At 61.6% G+C, this 19,855-nt stretch carries 22 protein-coding genes; 1 reads left to right on the top strand and 21 read right to left on the bottom strand.

What is annotated here, in order from left to right; all coding sequences use genetic code 11:
* Window positions 1-366: 366 nt before the first annotated feature.
* The 7 genes from U5A52_RS16115 to U5A52_RS16085 all read right to left on the bottom strand — a co-directional run bounded on the left by U5A52_RS16115 (window position 367) and on the right by U5A52_RS16085 (window position 10,170).
* Window positions 367-744 carry a hypothetical protein gene (locus U5A52_RS16115; protein WP_321935339.1) on the bottom strand — a complete coding sequence of 126 codons (378 nt, stop codon included), beginning with the start codon at window positions 742-744 and terminating at the stop codon, window positions 367-369.
* Window positions 735-1,544 carry a hypothetical protein gene (locus U5A52_RS16110; protein WP_321935338.1) on the bottom strand — a complete coding sequence of 270 codons (810 nt, stop codon included), beginning with the start codon at window positions 1,542-1,544 and terminating at the stop codon, window positions 735-737. The genes U5A52_RS16115 and U5A52_RS16110 overlap by 10 nt, the downstream gene beginning before the upstream one ends.
* A complete protein-coding gene (locus tag U5A52_RS16105; protein WP_321935337.1) occupies window positions 1,541-2,461 on the bottom strand; it encodes a hypothetical protein in 921 nt (306 codons plus the stop codon). Before U5A52_RS16105 ends, U5A52_RS16110 begins: the two co-directional genes overlap by 4 nt.
* A complete protein-coding gene (locus tag U5A52_RS16100; RefSeq protein ID WP_321935336.1) occupies window positions 2,458-7,296 on the bottom strand; it encodes an AAA domain-containing protein in 4,839 nt (1,612 codons plus the stop codon). Before U5A52_RS16100 ends, U5A52_RS16105 begins: the two co-directional genes overlap by 4 nt.
* Window positions 7,283-8,512, bottom strand: coding sequence for a hypothetical protein (locus U5A52_RS16095; RefSeq protein WP_321935334.1), 1,230 nt, complete (start codon window positions 8,510-8,512; stop codon window positions 7,283-7,285). Before U5A52_RS16095 ends, U5A52_RS16100 begins: the two co-directional genes overlap by 14 nt.
* Window positions 8,513-8,614: 102 nt before the next feature.
* Window positions 8,615-9,067, bottom strand: coding sequence for a hypothetical protein (locus U5A52_RS16090; protein ID WP_321935333.1), 453 nt, complete (start codon window positions 9,065-9,067; stop codon window positions 8,615-8,617).
* Window positions 9,068-9,408: 341 nt separating this feature from the next.
* Window positions 9,409-10,170 (bottom strand): hypothetical protein, encoded by a 762-nt coding sequence (locus tag U5A52_RS16085; RefSeq protein ID WP_321935332.1) that lies wholly within the window; start codon window positions 10,168-10,170, stop codon window positions 9,409-9,411.
* Here U5A52_RS16085 and U5A52_RS16080 point away from each other — a divergent pair.
* Window positions 10,160-10,555, top strand: coding sequence for a hypothetical protein (locus tag U5A52_RS16080; RefSeq protein WP_321935331.1), 396 nt, complete (start codon window positions 10,160-10,162; stop codon window positions 10,553-10,555). The genes U5A52_RS16085 and U5A52_RS16080 overlap by 11 nt on opposite strands.
* Window positions 10,556-10,596: 41 nt before the next feature.
* On the opposite strand, the gene U5A52_RS16075 is transcribed toward U5A52_RS16080, so the two are convergent.
* The 14 genes from U5A52_RS16075 to U5A52_RS16010 all read right to left on the bottom strand — a co-directional run bounded on the left by U5A52_RS16075 (window position 10,597) and on the right by U5A52_RS16010 (window position 19,798).
* Entirely contained in the window at window positions 10,597-10,944 is a 348-nt protein-coding gene (locus tag U5A52_RS16075; RefSeq protein WP_321935330.1) for a hypothetical protein, read from the bottom strand.
* Between the two features lie 60 nt (window positions 10,945-11,004).
* The gene (locus tag U5A52_RS16070) at window positions 11,005-11,493 is read right to left on the bottom strand and encodes a hypothetical protein (RefSeq protein WP_321935329.1); all 489 of its coding nucleotides are present in this window, start codon (window positions 11,491-11,493) and stop codon (window positions 11,005-11,007) included.
* A gap of 46 nt (window positions 11,494-11,539) precedes the next feature.
* Window positions 11,540-11,794, bottom strand: a complete 255-nt coding sequence (locus U5A52_RS16065; protein ID WP_321935328.1) for a hypothetical protein — start codon at window positions 11,792-11,794, stop codon at window positions 11,540-11,542.
* A gap of 18 nt (window positions 11,795-11,812) precedes the next feature.
* A complete protein-coding gene (locus U5A52_RS16060) occupies window positions 11,813-12,280 on the bottom strand; it encodes a hypothetical protein (RefSeq protein ID WP_321935327.1) in 468 nt (155 codons plus the stop codon).
* A 99-nt stretch (window positions 12,281-12,379) separates the two neighbouring features.
* Window positions 12,380-12,733: a hypothetical protein gene (locus U5A52_RS16055; protein ID WP_321935326.1), complete on the bottom strand. Its 354-nt coding sequence runs from the start codon at window positions 12,731-12,733 to the stop codon at window positions 12,380-12,382.
* Window positions 12,734-12,745: 12 nt separating this feature from the next.
* Window positions 12,746-13,969, bottom strand: coding sequence for a hypothetical protein (locus U5A52_RS16050; protein ID WP_321935325.1), 1,224 nt, complete (start codon window positions 13,967-13,969; stop codon window positions 12,746-12,748).
* A 162-nt stretch (window positions 13,970-14,131) separates the two neighbouring features.
* Window positions 14,132-14,809, bottom strand: coding sequence for a hypothetical protein (locus tag U5A52_RS16045; RefSeq protein WP_321935324.1), 678 nt, complete (start codon window positions 14,807-14,809; stop codon window positions 14,132-14,134).
* Between the two features lie 737 nt (window positions 14,810-15,546).
* Window positions 15,547-15,951 (bottom strand): hypothetical protein, encoded by a 405-nt coding sequence (locus U5A52_RS16040; protein WP_321935323.1) that lies wholly within the window; start codon window positions 15,949-15,951, stop codon window positions 15,547-15,549.
* 14 nt (window positions 15,952-15,965) lie between these two features.
* A complete protein-coding gene (locus U5A52_RS16035) occupies window positions 15,966-16,340 on the bottom strand; it encodes a hypothetical protein (protein WP_321935322.1) in 375 nt (124 codons plus the stop codon).
* A 228-nt stretch (window positions 16,341-16,568) separates the two neighbouring features.
* Window positions 16,569-17,387, bottom strand: coding sequence for a nuclease-related domain-containing protein (locus U5A52_RS16030; RefSeq protein WP_321935321.1), 819 nt, complete (start codon window positions 17,385-17,387; stop codon window positions 16,569-16,571).
* Window positions 17,388-17,550: 163 nt separating this feature from the next.
* Window positions 17,551-17,925 (bottom strand): hypothetical protein, encoded by a 375-nt coding sequence (locus U5A52_RS16025; RefSeq protein WP_321935320.1) that lies wholly within the window; start codon window positions 17,923-17,925, stop codon window positions 17,551-17,553.
* Between the two features lie 98 nt (window positions 17,926-18,023).
* Window positions 18,024-18,491 carry a hypothetical protein gene (locus tag U5A52_RS16020; RefSeq protein WP_321935319.1) on the bottom strand — a complete coding sequence of 156 codons (468 nt, stop codon included), beginning with the start codon at window positions 18,489-18,491 and terminating at the stop codon, window positions 18,024-18,026.
* Window positions 18,492-18,576: 85 nt separating this feature from the next.
* Entirely contained in the window at window positions 18,577-18,987 is a 411-nt protein-coding gene (locus U5A52_RS16015; protein WP_321935318.1) for a hypothetical protein, read from the bottom strand.
* Window positions 18,988-19,408: 421 nt separating this feature from the next.
* Window positions 19,409-19,798: a hypothetical protein gene (locus tag U5A52_RS16010; RefSeq protein ID WP_321935317.1), complete on the bottom strand. Its 390-nt coding sequence runs from the start codon at window positions 19,796-19,798 to the stop codon at window positions 19,409-19,411.
* Window positions 19,799-19,855: the final 57 nt, after the last annotated feature.

Here is a 19,855-nt window from a genome sequence, read left to right as displayed (position 1 = left end):
AAAAAACCACTCCGAAGATCTGATGTCAGCGCCGCCCTTTGGCCACGCCCGCGCGGACAACGCTCGCGGTTACGGGGCCACATGAATTCCATACAGCGCCGCACACGCAATGCTATTCCATGATCGCTTTTCACGCACCCGGAAGCCCGACGGTCCAGGACGATTGCCGACACTGTGGAAGCGGCCATGCGGACGTGGGAAGTGTCCTCACGGCCAAGACTTTGACCGTTCAGCATCGGGCACGGATCTGGGAGCGCGTCCGTGCGACGAATCTTGCGGCCCGCTGGCGGAAACGACACGCCAGGCGACAGCACCCGTGAGCCGGCGCGCTTCTGTTGTCGCGGCGCCCACGACCCCGACAGCTTGTCAGGTGCTGATTACCAGCACGTCTCGACGAGACGTTGACCGAGAAGCGGCGCTAACAACGTCGAGCAACGTATCCGCGAACGAGCGGAAGGCCTCGTCCGCAGGCTGGCGGTTTCGCAGATCGTTTGCCAGGGTCGAGAGCAGGACCACGTCGGCCGCGTCAACCAGCACTGAGCGCTCGGGAGCACTGTCGTCGCCGACGATTCCGTCGAGGATCGAACCCGCGAGCGCGTCAAAGACATCACCAACCGCTCGCGAATTGATCGATATCGCCGAGAGGGACCTGGCGCCGGCCGCAGTGGCCGCCTTGCGCACGTCCGGCTGCGTAGCGTTTAGCGTACCCGCAGGTACGGCGAGAAATTCAACGATTACGCCCATCCCGATTCGCCCATCCATCTAAAGTCTGAGAACACGGTGGCCGGCCAGTTCTCCTGCACGGCGCGACTGGCGCGCGAAGCGGCAATCGCTGCGAGCGCGGCGGTCGGGAAGTCCACGAAGGAAGATGCGGTGATTGCACTGGCGGAACCCCGCTGAATCCGCTCGAGTTCCGTGCGAATAGAAGCCTCCACGGCGCGGTCTGTCATGTAAAGAGCCCGTTCAATCCGCATGAGCGGGTGTGGCGAATCGCCTCGATTGAGACGAAGGGCCGCGACCGCGAACGAGGAGTACCTCCGGTCCTGCTCATCGGGAAGCGCTTCGCCCTGCCATGCGCCACGCAACAGCCAAGCATCAGAGACTGCCGCGTCCCGATCCAGATCGCTCGTCGCAGCAAGGATTCGTGCGACAACGCGGGGCGCGTTTCGGACCTCGGGTTCGCGTTCGTCGCGCATGATGGCGGCAATCGTCGCACGCCGAAGCTTCGTGGGTCCATGGATAATGGCCAGGCAAAGGTCCACCAGCAGAGCCTCCGGGGGCACATCAAACCCAGTGAGAAGATCTTCCGTGGTGCCCTGATAGGCGACCACAGCTGCCCGGAACCTTTCGGCATCACGCAGGTAGTACGCGGCGCCCATGAACTTCACCAGGCCCCGCTTCATCTTGAGAATGGCATCCGGACGCCGCTGGATCTTCGCACTCGCCCGCGCAAATTCCACCCGGTCCAGATGGCCGCCGGTTATTTCCATCTCGTCGCGGCAGATTCCGCGCGCGAGCGTATCGAGATTATCGGGTAGCATCACTGGCAATCGAACTTGTCCAATCGGGTAGTCTGTGTGTTAGCCGTATCAACCTTACCCCGCGCGGCAGCGTAGGCGAGGCGGCCGTCCTCCCATGCTTTCAGGATGATCTTACCGGCCTCGCGCCTCGCGTCCTGGTACGCTTCACCACTGTTGTCGTTTTTCATATACATCGCGCGACTGACTGCATACTCGATCTGGGTTTGCTTGATCTCGTCGACAACAAGATCCTTCAGCAGGCTCGACGGGCCTTTCACGCTACCGTAGGTGCTGGCCCCGCCTTTCGCCTCCCCGACGATCACAAGAGGCTCACTGCTCCCCGGGATCTCGACGCAGACCATCACATTCACATTGTACGAGCTGCCCGGCTCCAGGTAGATGAGCGCACTTCCTGATCTCACCTCGATCCATCTCGGGGCTATCTGGACCGGGTTCGCGAGTATCGTCGCTGCGAGATCCTGACCGAGAAGTGCGGACAGCTCGTACAGCAGCGCCACGAGTCCGATCTCCTCCTGGTGCCGTCGTAGCGCTGTCTTCGACGCCCCCGCGACCAGGGCGGCGATCGCCTGGAGCGCATTTTGTGAGCGCGGCGCTAACGCGGTCGCCGGCAAGGGTTTCCACGCCTTGAATGCGGCGGCGCAGATGGTCATGGCCTCCCTGAAGAAGGCCTCAATGAGGTTCTCGGAGACCCGTGCTACGAAGAGCGCGTTACGCACGTCAGTCGCCACCTGCACTACGTCCGCGGGAGCAATATGTGGCGATTGCTCGTATCGCTTCAGCGCCTCGATTATCTGACGCGCGTTGTGGTCATTCCTGAACAGATCGGTCGAGTTCAGCTGCCCGAGAAGTGTCTGGATCGTCACGAGGTCCGAGCCGCCGCCCCCGCCCGTGCGCGGGTAGGATGTCAGTCCGCCACTCACGCCTCACTCCCCTGTCCATTCACGGGCTGCTGGGAAGGCCAGGCGCCGTCCGGCTGCGCGCTGATCAACCCGCCAGCAGGGAGCACCCCCGCTGGCTTGTCCATCAATTGCTCGAGTTCCTCGAGTGAGTTCCAGATTCTGGGGGCGACGTCGCGCATTTCGTCTCGGGACAGAAAATGCGAACCGACCCATTCAAGCACCTCACGCGGCCCGCACTCACCGCGCTCGATCGCATCAAGATGACGCTCCAGCGTGCTGGAAAAATCCGGAGCAGACAGTGCAGGCTCTTTCTCTTCGAGCGCGAGCGCGAGCCGGACGCCCGCCGGGGTGAGGCGAAGGGGACCGCCCGCCGCAGGCAGAACGAGGAGGCTTTTCTCAACGAGACTGTGCAAGGAGCGCGCAAGCGTTGACGGTCGCCCGATCCCGAGGCGCTCGAGAACGAGCATCAGCGCATCGAGCGTCAGATCCCACCGTCCGGCCGGTTCCTGTGTGAGGACAGGTACAACGCGATCGAAAGCGTTGCGCGTCCAGGCGTCTTCCAGATCATCGACGTCGTTCTTCAGGGCGGGAGAGGCGCCGAGCATCAGCATCTTCACGTCGTCCGGAACCGCGCCGGGGTGAGCTTCACCCTTGCGCCTGGATGTCGGTTCGCATGCCACCGCCTTGACGCGCACACACATCGCCGAGGATCCCGCGAAACGCAGATCAAGACTTGCAAACCGGACGTGGTAAGGACCACGCTCCGCTGCTTCGTACCTTTCCCAGACCAGTTCGTAGACGCGCGCAATCTCCCTGGTCGCGAACATGCCACCAAGCACATCAGGCCTCGAAGCCTCGTCCAGTGGCGTAATCGGCGGATGTCCCTCACGGGCGATCGGGGTAATCGGGAATTCCGGCTCGTAGGAGCGCGAGGCTACCGAGTCGTCGTTGCGCGCGGACCACGTTCCCGAGTAGAGCGCCTGCAGCGCTTCGGCGGTGCTCCACGGTGCGAGGCGATACCGCCGGTATGCCTCGGCCATGATGGAGATGGTCCCCGCTTCTGGCAGCGCCGCGCGCTCGTGAGTGAGAACCGGTGGATCCGCCGGTGCGAGTTCCCTCCCGCGCAGGGCTGAGACCGCCCCCGGATTGGTGGTCGTCGCGCGGTTCTCACCCGTATGCACCACTTCGCCGGACAGCTGCCCGGCCCCCACGGGGATCGTCGCAACAAACCGGTATTGCTTCGACAGCGCGATCGCGGTTCGAGCTTCCGCAAGCAGCAGACGTACGATGGCGCCTTGAACGCGGCCGGCGTTCTGGCGTCGGTCCGCCTTTACGTCCTCCTCGAGCGCCCCCAGCGTGGCGAGGTCCGTACAGATCGCTGTTGCGTTTGCAACGACCTCAGAGCTTGCGGAAATGGCGCCGAACTTCCCTGCTATCAGGCAGTCCGCAATCTCGCGGATGATTTCTGCGCTCACCTTGCGCGGGTCAAGCTCGCCCCGCGTATCGATCGCTTTGGTCACGGCGGACTGGGTGATCGCGCCAAGGCGTGAGCGGTGGATCGTTTTCCCCTCCAGCCCTTCTTTCAACAAGCGACGAATTTGCCAGCTGATGTACTCGCCCATCCGGTCATCATCGGTCGCGAGTACCACCTCGTCGACGGCACGCAGCCGCTCCGCCGCGACACCGAGAAAGCGCGAGGCATCGCCCTCGAGCTCGGGACGCGGCACAAATCCCGCCCGGATGTCCACTCCGCCGCGCAGCGGCAGACGGGTCAGTGCGCCGCCCGTTGCTTCGACCACAGAGGACTTGCCAAGGATGTCGGAGAGCGTCTCCTTCTTGTTGCCGGCCTCGATGAAAACAACACGTTTCGGATAGAGCGCCTGCGCCCGCGCGCGGCAGCGCAGGTGCACGCCAAGTTGTCGGGTCGCCGTGAGCTTCGAGACATCATCGTCAGTCACCTCCTTGCCGGACCGTACGATTGCTTCGACATCCTCAGAAAAGAGTCGGTCAGGGTTCGCAAAGATAACAAATGACCGCTTCGCGCGCGAGACCGCGACATTCATCAGGCTGGCGTCGGTGTCGATGAAACTCGTCCCGCCCTGCTCCGGTCCCTCGACGAGGCTGAAGCAGACGATCGGACGCTCAGCGCCCTGCAACTTGTGCACAGTGCCGATGACGACCTTGTTGACGTCGTCCCGGTCCGGCCAGTCACCCACATGCTTCGCTCGCGCGCGTACGCGATCGAACTCCCGGACAAGCGTCTCCCTCAGCAGGTCCGCCTGTGGCCTGTATGGCGTGATGAGCGCGACGATGTCCCGCAACGGCTTGCCCTGCGTCTGCGGGTTCTTTTGCCAGTGGGGCCAGCGCTCAACCACCCATGAGACGATCTCGCTGACTTCCCTCCTGTTGCGCCATGAGCCCCCAACCGGTTCGGGCGTGGCATCCACCGCCACCCAGGCGAGTGAGGGCTCCGGCCCTTCGCCATCGTCGTTCGTTCGGGTTTTCAGCTTGCCGCCGTAGGTCAACGTATTGCAGTACCAGATGATATTCGGCATGCAGCGGTAGTGATATCGCAGCGTGACGCCCAGGTCGTCGGGTTCCCGCCACCTCGACAGAAGCCGGGCGAGCGCGAGAATGCTACCCTTCGCAACTGACCTGTGCGAACGAATGATGTCGTCCAGACAGGCGAGCGTATCGGTCTGCGAGGCAACGCCAAACTCAGTCAGCGACGTATTGTTCCAGATCGGCGCGAGCTGCTTGAGATCTCCGACGACCGCTGCGCGCCGCGCGAGCGCAAAGATCGCCGCAGCAAGCTCGGGCGCCGCCTGACCCGCCTCATCGACGACAAGCAGGTCGATTTTCCCGAGCACGTGCGAGAGCGCAGGATCGGCATCCGCCTTTAGATCCCACGCAATCTCGAATAGCCGAGGCGCGCTGTGCAGCGTGGACACGATGCATGGCGTCAGCATGCAGATGCGCCTGAGGGCTTCGACGACATTGTCCCGGTGGCGCGAAGAGAGCCGCTCGCGTTGCGCGAGAAGGAAACGCCCTTCCCAATACCTTGCGGCCCAGTGGAAGGCATCCGCGCGCCAGAGCAGATCCTGTATCTCCTCTGCCGAATCGCCTGGCACCCCGGACTGAAGCCGGGCAATGCAACCCCCAACGAACTCCGCGCGAGAGGCGGACCAGAATGGCTTTGCGGCGGCCACCGCTCCCATGACGGGTGCCAGCCACGGACCGTTGCTGGACCAGTTCCTGTGAAACTGCAGGCGTGCGACCTCGGTGGCGCACAGCCGTTCCCACACAATACGAATCGCATCGTCGAGCGACGCGAGCTCCGGACTATTTGTGGCAAGTCGCGCGCGCGCGATATAGGCCTCCTCGTATTCGATCACACGAAGCGGATCCAGCACGTCCGGGCGGTTCCAGTACCGGTAGAGAAATCCTCCCGTCGATACGGCCTCGAGGCAGACAAAGCGCTCGACCTCGGCGCGGTGCTCCTTTTTGACCAGCCGCTCCTTTGCCGGCAGGTACGCACCGTAGCTGGAGGCGTCGGCGATCCAGCGCTGCGCGTGCGGCAACGAGCCATCGGGGTGCGGGGCCTTACCGAAGGCTTCGATCACGTTCGTAACCGACTGGTTCGTGGCGCCGCACGCGACAGTAATCGGGCACTCCCGTTGCTCGAGCGCGGCGCTCACCCATTGGCTCGCGACTACCGCACGTAGCATCGAGGTCTTGCCGCTGCCGGGAGGACCGTTGACCGCCTGCATCTCACCGTCCTGCAGTGAGAGGATCGCCGCCACCGCGGAGCGTTGAGTACCATCGAGCGGAAAGAGGGGCCGACGCTGTGAGAGCTCGTCGTATTCGTCGATGTGGCCGGAGATGAGTTCGCGCACTTCTGCGCCCGTCATCTCGCCGATCGGCCGCGCAGTCTCAGTCCCTCCGAGCCGATCAAACAGACGCACGCCGGGTGAACGCTCCTTCAGCGCGAGCAACGCGGCGTCGTACGTCGCCTTGATCTGGCCTCGCCCGCCGTCGTCGGCCGGGAAGACAAGTGCACGCCACTCCCAGACATGCGCACGGCGGCCTGGCTTGTCGTCTGCCGGGAGAAGCTCAATTACACGCTCAAGCATCTTCGCGTTGCTGTCGGCCTCGAGCAGTTCCCTGAGAACGGAGAGTGCGGTGTCCCACCAGATTGCCCACCCAGGCGTTACCGTCGGATCGCTCACCATCGCCGACAAGCGCGCGGTCATCCGTTCGTCGGCCGCGTCGTGGGTCGCAAGACAAAAGCAACGCGACTCGACGTTCGGCGCCAGGTACGACTCGTTGATGATGGGCGGCGCCTCCGTTCGCGGTACGAGCAGGTCGTCATCCGTGAGAATCGCGGGAACAGCGAGAAGAAGATGGGGACGTGGACTGTCCTGGACCCTTCCATTCCTGATTTGAGTGAGCGCCAGCACAACGTGGACGTTCGCGCCTGCACCCGGCTGGCCGTCCTCGTCGGGCGCCGCAGAGCGCCCCATCGCGTCTTCCAGGCTATAGACGCGACTGGGCAAACTGAATTTCCCGCCGCCGCCGCCGAGTTCCTTGAACGACACATAGTCGAGTGCCTTCGCCCAGTAACGCGCAAGCGCGTCTGAAGGCACAGTTGGCGTGCGCGGCGGTGACTCGACAGGGACATACTGCCGCGCAGGAATCACGGAAGCGCTCTCCCGGTTCGCGGAAGCAGTGCTAACGATCGCGGCATCGATACCTGGTTGTGCCTGGTCTCTCATGCTTGCCGCAGTAGCCTGCGACACATACGGCTGGCCACGAAACTGACGCGCGAGCGCCGTAAGGAATTTACTCAGCCACATTCTCGTTATCAACCGTCGTCATTGCCGTATTCGATGGAGTGGATCGATGCACGTGCGTCGTCTTCCAGTACGTCTTTTCCCGCCTGATCCGGATGATGGCAGGCACCCCCGCTTCGAGCCCGGCGCGGCTCACACACTCCGCATCCGTGTACCAGGTCGTGACGCCGCGCCCGATCTCCTGATCCTCGAAGCGAAAGCTCACTTTCTTACGGGCCGGCGATGCCTGCTGCCTGCGCGGCTCATCCGGGTTGCGCTTGTCGTTCGACGCCTTGTCGTCCTCAACCCTGTCAACCGTCGCCTTTACCCAATCGATGACCTGTCCAACAGGCCCCTGACGGAACGTGCCCGGCGCCAGCAGACGGTGATACACCCATGCTGTTCCGTTCTCTGCAGGCACGACCTCGATCAGTACGCGATCAATCTGAAGCGCATCGACCAGGGCCTTGTCGTTCTGGATCAGGAGATCGGTCCATTCTTCGATCTGCGCCTGACCCACGATCGAGGATTCGGCCTCCGGCAACTCAGCGCGCTTCACCCGGGGAATCCCGAGCGCCCTGAGCGCCGCGTGGGGAATCTGCACCCCCGCGTAGACGTCAGTGCCGTCCGCGTGGGTAGCGGCCAGAAGTGATCTCACCCCGCGTGGCTTGTCCGCGGCGTCCCAGTCATAGATGGGAAAGGCAATCGCAACTCGCGGAACCGGCGTCACGTCCCCTTCGGATGCCGGAAAAGCTTGGGAAGCTTCGGGCTCATGCAGGCGGCTGACCCGATATCCAGTCCCGTGCCTTTCCAGATCGACCGTGACAATCGCACCCGTCTTGAGGAAGGCGATGCGTGCGTCGTCGTTCAGATAGTCGGTGTGCAGGATCACACGTCGTGCGGGCCAACCTTCAGCGCCACAGGAAAGAAGCTCGTAGCCCCATTTGTCAAGCCGCGTCAGCTTTCCTACCGTTGCCCGCACCCGCTCGAAGGATTGCGTAAGGCCTTCTTCGTCTTCCTCTATCGAGATAACGGCCCATCCCCGCGGCGTCTCCTTGATCTCGCAGAAAAAAGGTTTACCGAGTTCTGGCTTGACGCCGACGGTTCGCGTCGAGAAATATGCGCTTTTAGTCGGACCGTCCGACACAATCTCGGCGAATCCCCAGGCGCCATGTTCCTCGTTGCGCCAGGCACTTATCGTCGCTTGCACACGGTTGGGCTTCGCTGGTAGGGCGGTCATCTACAACTGGCACGAGTTTGGGCGAACACGCAGTCTAAGGGAATGGCTCCGAGGATGCCAGCCGGATGGGCACGTCGTCGCCTCGCCATATCTCCTGCGCTCCTATTTCGCCTCGGTGACAAGGTCCCCGTTCGGACGTTGCACCAGCGTCACCGGGAACCCGTCGCGTTCCTGATGTACCACCTTCCAGACTTCCGGCTCCCTGGAGCGCACGCGGACGCGGACCTCTTTCGTTTCAGGCCCGACGACGATGCATCCCACGAGCGGAATATCGTCCGGTCGGCCGCCCAGCCAGTATGCCTTGCTTGGATCGCTCTCCAGCGGGCACTCATCCACACCGAAAACCGGTGTTGCCTGTCCGTCAATGAGAACCGTATATCCTGGCTTCATCACGAACTGTGGGTGAGCGCCTCCCGCTTCGTCCAGGTAGTACCGAGCCAGTGCGCCCGCGTAGGGGCGCACGACCGCCGCCAGAACGACCAGGGCGGTAACTGCTATCGCAACAGCGCGGGAATGCGCCTCGATCTTGCCAAGTGTGGAGCGAAGCGCTTGCATGATTTTCAGATCTCCAGTGTCGCCAGTTGCCATCATCAATAAGAGGGACGTCGTCTGATCGCGACGAGACGCGTCCGGGAGAGGGTCGATGTGCGCCGAATACAATCTATGGCGCATACATCGATCAACGACTCGAACGCGAAGAGCGCGCTACATAGCTTGCACATGTCAACCGGGGTATTCAGGTGCGCGGTGCCCAGAATAATCGCCGGACTCCAGGTACCGGTCCGCTCGCTGAAGATCATCGTCCCCGTTCGTCATACCGATCAGGCAGTCGCCTTTGTCATCAACTCAAGTGACCTGGGCGTCTCGCCCTCCCCGAATCCGCACGCGGATCGAGGCTATTCACCCTTGCTCGGGTAGGACCCGGCGACAACCCATCCTTTTCCAGCGTTCGAGGATTTCGCGCCTGCGGGGACCTTGACCACGTCCACATAGACCTTGCGAATGTGATATGCGTTGTCGACGAAAGCCGCCCACTCCGCTCTATGCGCCTCGGTATATGCGCTCGGGGAAAATTGGACGGTGTAGCTCAGGCGACTGGCAATGGTGTCACCATCCGGTACGCGGTACGCCGGGTACTCATCATATTCACTGCTATGGAAAATGAGTCCCGCCACCGAATCCTTTTCCACCCTGATCGACTCTGGCTTGACATTGCCATCCCAGGCGAGTTTTCCGAAGCAGAGCAACGTCGTGCGCTCTCCATCGGTGTCGACATCCTGATGTACCTGTGCGAGCGGCGCGCCTTTGCGCGTCAACTCGAAGTACAGCCGCGGCTCCGTCACAGTCTGCCCTGCATCAACGGTCACCCTCTCCTGCCGAACGCTGCGCTCAGCGAGGCCCGCCGCAACGAGTGCGCTCAACTCATTGTGGTAGACGTACCAAGTGGGCGTGCCGTCCGCCTGGACCGTCGTCGTGACTGGCCACCGGAACTGGTTAAGGCACTGTTCCTTTCCAACGTACCGCGCTGAATCAAGAGCGGCGAGTCGCTTAAGCTCGGCGCTTGTCGGCGGCGCCGCAGTGCGAGAGCACGCCGCCAGCCCGGCGAACGCGAGTGCAGCGACGAGTGTGCGTGACAAGGAATGTCGAATGCTGCGCATGCTCATCTTCCCTTTTATCGATCAGGAATTTTTGCTACCCGCCGGCCCTGCCGTTACCGGCCACGGTGCCTCTCTTACAGTCAAACGCATTGACGCGCCATGCATCCTGACGGTTCGCAGTAGCGCGAGCGAGTTCGACGCGGCAAGCCATATCCGCCACCTGCGCCACAACCGTCGCGCTATCACCGCGCACGACGGCGTTCGCCGGCGCGATGAACGTGCCAGTCAGGAATGCCGTTGCCGCTCGCATGGCATCGACCTGATCGAGCGCCCCCTTCGCCTTGCTTACATTCGCGCCGTATGCTCCCGCGTCGATATTGCCAACGGCGACGGACGCGCTCGCTACGGCCGTGACGCTCGTCAGTGCCAGCATCAATACCGCTAATCGTTTCATTGTGTATGGACTCCCCTTCTTCCCTTATCGCATTAGTGCGCATTAGGGCTTGGCTGCGGCCAATACCCAGTCAGCGTGACCGCCTCGCCTCCGCCGGACACATTGGATCGAACATCAGGAATACCGTCTTCACGCAACCATCCCCCGACCATCCGCGCATCAGCCTCGCTCCGCGCCGCTATCTCAACCCATGCATACGGACCTTGCATCGCGAAAGCGTCGATCATCGGGCGGTTTTCTCGCAACGCGAGTCCGCTTACGTCGACCCGGTTCGACACGAAGTGGACCGTCTGCGACTGAACAACCGGCGCAACGCCTGAGCAAGCCGCGAGACAGAGCACTACCCCAATGAAACCGCAGCGCCGAACTTGTTTGATCATGTCGTTGAATTCCGTTAAGCCGCTTCGCCTTGCGCCCTTTTGGCGTCTTCGCTCGCGCACTTAAAGGGCGCAGGCGATCTTGACGGTGGCGGTTGCTGCGCTGGCATCCAGCTTGCGTCCCGACGAATCCAGCCGATCGAGATCGAGGCGCCAACCGTCCCCATCCGGAATCAAGGACGCTGTCACCGTTTCGTTGGCAGAACGTGCCTCGGGCTTCGCTTCAATCGCTGCCCCCGCAGGGGCGTGACAACGCGGTTCATCAATGTGCTGCCCGGCGTGCAACGCAGTCACGGTGCTGACGGTCTCGTTAGAACCATGCAGTGGTACCCATTTCTTGCGCTCGCACTTGAGCACTTCACCTGATCCATCGCGGTTGAGCGCGAACGCGCCATTGCTACCGCAATCCGAGTCGAGCGCGGCCCCGGCGCCCGCCTGTATCAGGGCGTCATGTGTGTTGGTCGTGGCATGTGTGCCGACCGCCTGCGCTCCCATCTGCGCATGGGCGGCAGCCGAGAACCCGAGCAACGCAACAAGCAGAATCTTTTTCATGGTCGTGTTCCTTGAGGAGGTGGATTAAGCGATTCGAGTCGCGGTCTTATCGTGAGCTGGAAACAAGGACGGACACGCGGCTATTGGCGCGCGTTAGGATCTCGTCGGCGTGATCGCGCGACGGTGCTCGAGCAAGCTCATCGTGATCAGCCTCATTGAGGATCGAGATCGCGACCCCGAACCTGCGCCCGCGCTCGCTAAAGAAGGTCAGCACCGTTTTCTCTTCCTCGGTCAACATGCTGAAAATCCTGCCGTTCAATGCCCTGACCTGTTCAATCGTCGGTTGATCTGCACTCGTCATTTCGCTCTCTATCGCTCCTTATGCATCAAGATGGCGGCGTTCCGCGACCGCAGCATGGGTAAACGCTCCGAGGCGCTCGTTCGCCTCGAGAATCGAGATTAGGCGGGCCTCCCGCAACACCCTGTCGTACTCATTGACCACTACCGTCAAGGTTTCCACGAGTTCCGGGTCGAGTTCCATGCCATCTGACCCGCCCAGATCCTCCAACGCACGGTGCAGGCGCCTTTCCGCACTGTCCACGGTTTCCTTTGAGATCACGCTGTCGCCAGCCTCAATCAGGAATCCGACCAGCAACGTCACCTCGACCATGCTGAAGATCGCGTCTCGTCTCCCCCGACCGCGGCGCAGGGTTTCGAGTGCGAGCCTGATCGGGAGAACGAGCTTGTTCGCGGCAGATCGCTCCATCGGCAAAAACAACCCCTTCTTGTGGCGGTTGCGCTTTGCAAACGCAGAATGTCGGGCGCTGCCCTTTTCGCTACGGTTCATCGCTTGTCTTTCCGCTGCTAGTGCATCAGGTGTAATGAAATGGTGGGCTGCTGCGAGTCATCTCGCGAATGAACGGCCGATTCCGGAGATGCGACGGCGCTACGCATCGGCAGGACGGAACAAAAGCTCCGACGTTTCTCCGGCTCCGGCTGCTCGCGCTGATGCCCCAAGGTCCGCAAGCAGCGGGATCTTTTCGCACGCCCGAATAAACGCTTCGATCGTGATCTGTGCATTCTTGAAGCCGGCGAGTACGGTTATGGCTTGTGCTCGCTGTTCGGCCGTCGGAGTGAGCCCCGCGTTTGTACAGAAGAAGTCGATCACCCAGGCGTCCACCTTTTCTCGCGTTGGCTGCGCGCCGGGCATGCCCATCACCCCGCATTCGCGCAGGTTCTGCGCCGTATCCTCGAGCAATTCGTGCTGCAGGCGTGCGGCGGGCTTCTGTTCGTCCCTCATCTCGTTCTCCAGTCAATGTTCGTGGATGGGCGACAGCGTTTCCGAGCTCACCTGGGCCTCGGCGACGCCGACACGTGCAAGTAACCGCTTGACCGTCTGAACATGGCGCTCGTGTCCAGCAAGGCTTGTGGGCTCAACGTCCGAAATGGCGTACCGAGCCACGCCGAAGACCTTCCCTGAGCGGATGTGCGAGAAGGTCGCGATGACCGCTTCGACCACCCCGTCCGTTCCGTGAAGCGTAACGGCCGCCGTGACATTCTTCGGGTTGATCGCGCCAACCACACCGCGAACATCGCTTACGAAGCCCTGCGTTAGGCACAGACGACGAAAATCATCGAGCAGGTTCAGCAGATAGGTCGGCGGATAGACCTCAAGGCTACCCGGTGGCAAGCTCATACCGCCTTCCAGCAACCGCGTGGCGAGCGACGCCCACTTCCCCTGGTTTTCCGAATACTTCTGCGCGAGGGGAATGGCTTCCGTACCTGCGAGGAACGCGGGGTTTGACAAATCTTCAATCGACGCGATTTCCAATGCCGAGAAGGGACTGAGATCAACACTCGAAAAGTGCAGGAACAGCAGCGCCACGTTCTTGCTGTATCGCGCCCCGTGGGTGGCTTCGAAACGCCGGCGCATCTGATCCAGCGCGCGCAGGAAGCGCGACGGGGAGCCGTCCCGGACGGCTTCCAGCAGCGCGCGAGTGAGCGCGTGCAGATCCACGAACGCAAGCCCGATCAGCCACTCGACGGGCACAGGAATGCGGATGCCGCGCGCCTCACACGCCTTTCCCATGACGCCAAGTTCGGACATGCCGTTCAGCGCCATTTCGAAGCTCGACGACACGGGCATTCTCGCTTCCGGGCCCTCAGGGGAATACACCGCGTAATCGAGTTCGCTCGAATACATCGAGATGCAGCATAGGTGTGCCACCGCGTGCGGCGCTTCCGTGACCGCGGATGTCGCGCACCGCCGGATGAGCGTTTCAAGCGCTCGCGCGAGGGCCACGTCTTCGTCGAATGTCCTGAGATGCCTCAGTGCCTCGAGCAAAAGCTGGTTTTCACCGCCCTCAAGATGTCCGGCAATGGCCCCCTCAAGCGCGGCCCGCCGGCGCCGCATTTCGACTGCGTCGTCGCTCGCGGGCGTCGTTGGGGCGAGCGCGGCCCTCGCGAGCCCAATGGTCTCGGCGATCAACCGCGCTGGCGCGCGCGGATCCGCCCGCTTGAAGAAATGTTTGATCATGTCCGGAGCCCGTACGGCGTTTCCGTAGAATCTTTTAGGGGCAGCGGAACATTTTTCGAATGCCCGCCTATACGGGCGAAAGAACCGGTGCCCGACGCCGGCCGCCCGTAGCGCCGTCTCGCACACCTGGGCGGCGAAGAGGCTTGATCCTGCGCATGTTGCTTACAGGAGGTCGAGGTGCATCAGGCCGACGCGCCACGTAAATTCCATGTCCACCTGATCCGAACCGCGCCTCATTAATTCCCACACACCGTCTGCGCGCAGACGCACATGGTGCTCGGGGAATCTTCCCTCAAGGGCCTCGCGCATCTGCGGCGCCCTTTCCGCCCGGCGCGCGGCCGCAAGCCCGGCATACATATCCGCTCTCCGCGCGGCTTCAGCGGGGTCGACCTCATGATTCGGCCCGGACCCGTTGCCGACACTTCCGCGAGGGGGAAAAAGGACATACCCGCCGACCAGCACGATACCGAGGACAATGCCCTCCGGCTTCCATGCCAGCGACTCAAGGAAGTAAAAGGGCGCCAGTTTCGTCGCGATCCCGGGAATTGCGATCCGCGCTCCCACCCATATCAGATGAACAAATACCCCCCCAACTGCGAGCCCAACGACAGTCGTGTAGATCATTTGCCACTCGTCACGCCAGCGTCTCTGGCCGAGCGGGCCCTTTGGGCGAACTCTCGCCGCGAGTGCATTTTGGACGACTATGCCGATCACTACAGACACGATCGCGCTCCCGACTACTGCTGCAAACAGACTCACCATCTTCATCAACACCCTCACCCGATGTGCGCCGCGCTCGAACGTGCGGCAGCCCGTTACGCTTTCGATCGCCAGCACCATTCCGGTCTCCGGGCTGCCAAACGAAGACGAAGTGCCCTTGTCGAACGATGGAACATGGCGCATTACCGCCAGCCCTGTCCACCCGCTCGGCGACGTGTTTGAACACTCCCCGTATCCAGTACGGCATCCCGAGTCTAGGTTTTAGGGCACTGGTAGTATCTCAGCGGCGCTACCGCCTCGCCCTGGCCCTGGCGATACGCGGGTAAGCCAACGAGCGGTACTGCACCCAGGCGGGAGGCTCAATGTCGGCGGATTGGTTTGATGAGGATGGCGGCCAAGGGTGGCACGAGACGAATATGCCGGTTGGCTGCGCGGCGGTTGAACCGAGCGCTCGTACCAGGGTACGCGGCCGGGCGAGGCGTTTGGCGACCTCGCCCGGTGTCACAGTCCTTTGGTTAAACCCGCAGCACTCTCTGCTTTCGATCGAAAGGCGCAACGAGCCTAGCTCGGCGAGAACTCAAACTGATGGTCTTCCAGGTGCGCGCCAACATGGACGATCGTGCCACGGTACGTCGGCAACGTTTCATCAACGGGTATCGGAGGTAGCGTCATCCCATCGGGAAGATTCGTGCTTGTGAATCGAATCTGCGCTTGCAATTCAACTATCCGATTCGCGTCGCACAACTCGCGCCAGAGCGCTACGCTCACGAACATCCCGGTCGCCTTCGCGTTATTCGCTACGCGTGCGTCATAGGCTTCTTCGAATGCGGTCAAAAACTGGGGCATGGATCCTCTTCCTATCCTTGTGAAGGTGCCGCTTGCTGGGTATAGAACTGCTTGAGTTCGGCGAGGGCCGGACCGATATCACGCCCCTCTTGTGCGTCTGCTGCCATCTTCCGCAGAATCCTCAATTCTTCCATCGATGCGAGTGCTGCGCCTTCGCCTCGCAAAGCGTCCGACAGAATGCGCGTAGCCCCCGCTTGCAACCCGTCGACGGCGCTGCTCATCTGCCCGCTAATCGCTTTGGAGATCGCGCCGCCGAGCACGCTCGTATCACGCGCCAGCTTCCCACTGATCGCCTCGTACACTCCGGACGCAAAGCGATGCCCCACTCCCTCAACCATCTTCCCCGCCAACGATGACGCTCCGCTAGCCAGATCGGGAGCGCTCAAGAGAGCGAGATATGCGATTTGCTCGATCATCGGGTTCGTCTCGCTTATTTCAGCGGGTGGCAGCTGCCGCCAGGTATCCCAACAAGTCGCACAGAATCCCGAAACGTCGTCATCACGAGCGTCTTGCCGTCGTCGCACATGACAGGGGCCGCGAGATCCGCGATCTTCTTGTCTGCAGCGGTCACCTGCGAGATTTGCTTCGCCGTACCGTAGGCTGCGCCTGTCCAGCTCGAATACGTCTGGGCCGCTTCTTGCGCTGGGGCGTCCACGGTCAGCCTCCAGTCGAGCGTGCACCCTTCGTGCTCCATGATCAGGCGCAGTTGCTGTTCGAGAGATCCGCCCTGCTGCAAGGTCACGGGAGCCGCATGCGCGACCGCAGCCAGCATGCCCAACCCCACGACCAAAACTTTCGCTTTCATTGTCATTACCTACTCTTGCTTCCCGGCTTCCGGCCGGTTTCGGGGCGCGCAAACGCCTGCTGTTCAGTTCACCACCCGAGGGAGTCTGCCCTGCCTTCTTCAATCTCCGCGTGCCAGTGGCTCTGTCTCTGATGGTTCGGGCAACCCGCCAGGTGAAGTCGCCTTTCTATTGGTGGTGATATCGGCGGTCATATCGTTCCTCAATTCAAATGGCAGAGGCGAAGTGCATCAAAGCGACGCGCCTTTTACCGTCGCGGAGGCTTCGCTCCTCTCACGCTCTGCTTCGCTCTTCTGTTGGGCCGCCAGGGCACGCTTGATGTGTTTGTCGCGGGCTTCAGTGCTGTTGTCGTGCCGCGCGGCGAATTCTGCAGCAACCCGCTTGACATCAACCTGGCGCCCTTCGTAGGTCCGATCAAATGCGGTAACGAGGGCGTCCAGCCTGTCGGGGGTCACGACGTTCGAGATCCCGCCTTGAATCTCCACGGTCCCTTGCTTTGACGCGATCGCCACGACAGGGATCGCGTCATACGGAGCGTCGAAGAAGCGATTCAGCTGCCGGCAGGTGTTTTTCACCTGCACCAGCGCGTTTCTCATTCTCGACGATCGCTGGGCGGTTCTCACCTCCCACTCCCTCGCGTCGTCCTTCACCCAGATGGTCCCCGTCCTGTGCTTCGATTCGACCACGAACACGTTGTGGGGGGTGATCAGCAGGTGATCGAGTTCCATCGAAAACTCGTCCGGCCGGTCGCGGTTGACGACGAGCAGGAGGTTGTTCAGGACGACACCATTACACCGCGAAGCGATTCGCCTAAGGTGCCGGGCAACCTCCTTCTCGGCCCACTTACCCGCTCGCGTCTGCCTGGCATCAACCGAATTCCAGCGTACCCAGGCAATCACGCCATAGATCTGGACGGCAAAGTACAACACCCACCCCAACCGGTGCCCAAACGGGATAGAAAAGAGCATGCCTCCGAACGGCCAACAGACGACCGCGAGGAGAATCAGAAAAGCTTTTTTCAAGGACACCTCTTTAGTACGTCTTGCCACGTCGGCTCCCTTCAATTTTAGTAAGCGTGTTCGAGCGGGTATTCGGTGCTCATCCCGGTTCACAGTTGCATGGTCACCGGCGAGCGAGCCTCGAGTTTGCAAGGCCTCTTTGCGCTTTCCGCCAGCCAGTTGTTCAAAGTTGTCCCTGCAGGAACCTTGCCGATTAGCTCGGTGCGACAGTGCGCACCCGGATCAGCGAGACTTTCTTGACCATCCCGAAAAAACCTGCGCACTGGAACCGAGCGGTCTCGCCAGCGCCCAGGTGAGCGATCGTGACCACCGGGTTTCCCTGTGTCACGAGCCCGTCAGCCGTATAGCCTTTGAATTCCATGGTGAGGTCCACTTCGTGGCCGGATCGATTCGCCACCAGTCCAACCACATTGTTATTTGGGCCGGGCTGATAGGACACGTCCATCTGCCGCGCCGCGTCGCCATCAAAGATCGTGTCGGCAAAGGCCTGGCCGCCCAGCAGCATCGTGGTCAGCAGTGCTGCAACCAGTAAAGGATGCTTCACTCGGTTGTTCTGTACTCTTTTCATATACCAGTTGTCCTGATTCCGGCTGTCACCGCTGATCGCGGCGCGCAGTCTCGATAGACGCCACGCCGTGCCCGCGTTAAGTTGGTTCGGTATGCCACTCAATTCTGTCGCGGCTTCTGCACCAGAAGCGCTACTGTGCCCGGGTCAGCATCCCGCGCAGGCCCATCGAGCAGCGTTGCCGCGTTAAGGGACCATTGCCCGACCGCGCCGACGTACTTGCCGTGAGTGTCGAGATAGCCCCCGTTCGCACCGAGCATCAGTGCGACCCGACGCCCAGTCTCTTCAGCCTGATGCTGACCGGCCAGGAAGAGAATCTGATACCCGCCGGCGTCCGCCAGCCGCAGATGGAGTCCAGTTCGTTCCCCGTTCCCTGGATACCCATAGCCCCGCGCGCCGACCTCCGCTGAGTCGCGTATATCGCAATACTGGCTCTGTACACTGTCGAGCAGCATCGAGGGCCGACGGCATAGCGGCGCGTGATACAGCACGGTGCCGATTACCGCGCCCACTGCGATTGACGCGATCAGAGGTTTGACCATGCCGCCGTTGATTCCTTCACTTTGCATAAAGATCCTCTTTCCCAATCCTGCCCGGTCTGTAAACCGAGCCGTTGCTGCACGATCCGCCGCCACCCTGCTTCGCAGCGTTGCCTCACGTAAGCTTGTTTCCCTTCGGGATATCCAGGGACCGGACCCGTTCAACCCGATCCCAGAAGTTCGGGCCAAATGCGCCGCTGACCGTAAAGATCGTCAGTGCGACGAGGGAAAGTGGCGGCAGGACCGCGCATCCCCAGAAAGCGGCGCGAATCAGCATGAACAACACGAACGAGAGCGGCGGCAGCGTGTCTGATACCGCAAGCGCATGGTCGATCATTGACGCAAGCGGCGAAACGTAAGCGACCCAGGACGCCACGGGCACCACAATCGTAAGCAGCGCGACGTGGGCGTAGAAGGATCGCCTTGTCATCCCGATCGTCGCGAAATATGCGGCCTGGACGTCGCTCGCCACACTAACGAATCCCCGCTCTTTCATTTCCCGCTCAAGCTGCTTCGCTTCCATCATGTTCCTTGTTCATTAGACAGATTGACGCCACCGGCGCTACCGTTTCGGGTCCTCCGAAGCTGGAAGCGGCTCCAGACCACCACAGAGACGAAGCAGTGCGTTGTCGACTTCCACCGCCAGTGGGGAAAGGCCGTACACGACCGCAACGCACGCGATGGTCGCCAAGGCAGTCTCGACGTAGGCACCTCGTCCCAGCATCGGGAGAATGGACTGCAACCCGAGAATCAGAAGTCCCACCGCCCCGAATATCGCCACGCAGAGTGCCATCAACTTGCACACCAGACGAAGAAGCCACTCTCCTACGCCCATTTCCCCTTTCTCAGCCACCGGTACGCTTTTCATCTTCGAGCGTCGATTTCCCGAGTCTTGCTGGCGGGCTATCGACTGGATTCTTCACTCGGGCTTTCCTTCGCCTTCCGCCCTATTTCGCGCACAGCACGTTGCGAACGGGAACCGAATAGGCATCAATCTTCTCCCCATGGCGCTCGGCAATGGTGATGTCGCCGTGACACACATCCGAGGTGTGACTCGGGTCCGGAACGCTGTAATTTGTGAGTACGGTATGGCGCAGCGCCAGCGGTACGGTACCGACATACTTGATGGGCGCGAGCGCGGGATTGTCCTGCGATGTCCAGGTCACATAGATGGTTGAGGTCTTCCCGACTGAGTCGATATGCATCTCGTACTTCGTATGCGTGTCGACGACGGCGATGACGTTGCGAGCGCACGCACCGTCACAGCCCGAATCAGGCGCGGCCGTCGCGCCAGCAGTGACGCCCGCCAAACCGAGCAGCAGGAAAATCTTCTTCATGTCCAGATCTCTTTCTGGTATGTAAATCAGTTGCGTTGCGACTCGTAGGACAGCACC

The organism is Paraburkholderia sp. J8-2, from assembly GCF_905220195.1.
In the GTDB taxonomy this organism is placed as follows: Bacteria; Pseudomonadota; Gammaproteobacteria; order Burkholderiales; family Burkholderiaceae; genus Paraburkholderia.
The sequence above is the reverse complement of the archived record's forward strand: the minus strand, read 5'-3'. Positions and strand labels throughout refer to the sequence as shown.